Origin of the sequence: Photorhabdus heterorhabditis, assembly GCF_018448905.1 — a bacterium.
Lineage (GTDB): Bacteria > Pseudomonadota > Gammaproteobacteria > Enterobacterales > Enterobacteriaceae > Photorhabdus > Photorhabdus heterorhabditis.
Genome location: NZ_RCWA01000118.1, coordinates 1 through 1,554 on the forward strand (window position 1 = coordinate 1; position 1,554 = coordinate 1,554).

At 37.1% G+C, this 1,554-nt stretch carries 1 protein-coding gene and 1 pseudogene; both read right to left on the bottom strand.

All coding sequences use genetic code 11. From position 1 onward, the window contains the following. Positions 1 to 185: 185 nt before the first annotated feature. Entirely contained in the window at positions 186 to 1,043 is an 858-nt protein-coding gene (locus EAE89_RS22805; RefSeq protein WP_244866753.1) for a hypothetical protein, read from the bottom strand. A 59-nt stretch (positions 1,044 to 1,102) separates the two neighbouring features. Continuing rightward, a pseudogene (locus EAE89_RS22810) lies at positions 1,103 to 1,554 on the bottom strand (hypothetical protein); the annotation flags it as partial.

Below are 1,554 nucleotides of genomic sequence, written 5' to 3' on the forward strand. Positions count from 1 at the left end.
GGTTCAATCTGGTTATAATTGAAAACCCGTTTACCGACTTTTAACACTAATTTGTGAATACAGGGGTCCGGGATTTTGCAATCACAAACCGCACTGCGCATATTAACTGAAAGCATATTTTTTCCTTCTTTCTCAGTATTAACTGCAAAAACAGTTAATACTGAGTGAGTTAAAACAAACCATAGCTATCTTGAAATCACCACTTTTCCATTGATTAAAGAGAAATAGGGGCTAAATGTGCGACCATTTTCACCATTCCTATCTCTAATTAACAATGGTGAATTATTGCTATCTTCAATTTCAAACCGAAATAACCGCCCCCCCAGATAACGCACCAGCTTATATTTTCTCCAGTCTATCGGTATGGCCCGATAACCGTCGTCAAAATTTCTCTTGAAGTCTAAAGAATCAAAATAACTTTGTTCTGTACTATTATTGGCCTGAGCATGTTCATACAACATTAATTTAGCTGCTGATTGCAAAGCTACTGAATCTCTATTTTTCATTATTTGCCAAATATCTTCATAGGCTTTTTTTACTAACTCCGTGCTTGTTTCCGTTTTTGGCAAAGGCGTAGCCGTCGTCCAGGCCCAAGCAGGCAAATCATTTAATGTTACCGTCCGCTCCGTATGATAATAAAACTCATCAGGGTATTCTTGCGTAGCAATTCTACTGGATTGTGCAGTATCAATATTAAAATTAATAGACTGCATACTGTTAGGTCTCAGTATTCCATCTTTATCTGCTACCTTGGTGATAATATTCGTAACTTCCCTGGAATCGTAGGGAGTCACCCTCACTAATCGAACCTTACATTCTGCATCTTTTTCTTTATAAACATATTTATCATCCCGAGCACTTAATGGCCCCATATTAAGGCTGATAACATTTTTACCGTTTTGTAATATCACTGCAATATTATAGCCAGTTGATATAGTACCGTTAATCGAGCCAAAATTACTTAAAGTATAGATCCCATTGACTGTGAGTACACAAAATGCCTGATTTGTTTCTAAATAAGCAATATATTTAACTTTATCCATTGTATTTTCTCCATAAGCTGATAGTGAAAATAATGTCATAGAAAATAAGAAAAATTTCCTCATTCCGATAACCTCAGTTTGTATGTCGACTTTTCTTTTGGTAACTTCGGATATATCTCCCATTTTTTTTGTTTTTTGTTATCCACTTTGCTCCCTTTTATAATAGATTTACCATTATTTTCAGATGGTACTAACCCCACCCCAAACTCCACATAATAACTGGCAGTGATGCCCTCATGGAAAAACACCAGATATAACCCCTTATCCTGCTTATCCAGTTCAAAACATCCCTGCGCTTCAATATCTGCATCCGCTTTAAAATAACCCTCCACCAGATAATATTTAAACCCCACCTGTATATTAGTTTCTGCTCTAATCGCTAACGTCCCTTTCACCATATCCCCCAGTTGAAATTCCATTTCCCTCTCCTCATTGCTGGCATATTTAAATGACAGATTTAACGCGCCCTCCAGAATCATATCTAATTGTGCCCCCAGATAGGCCCCATTCC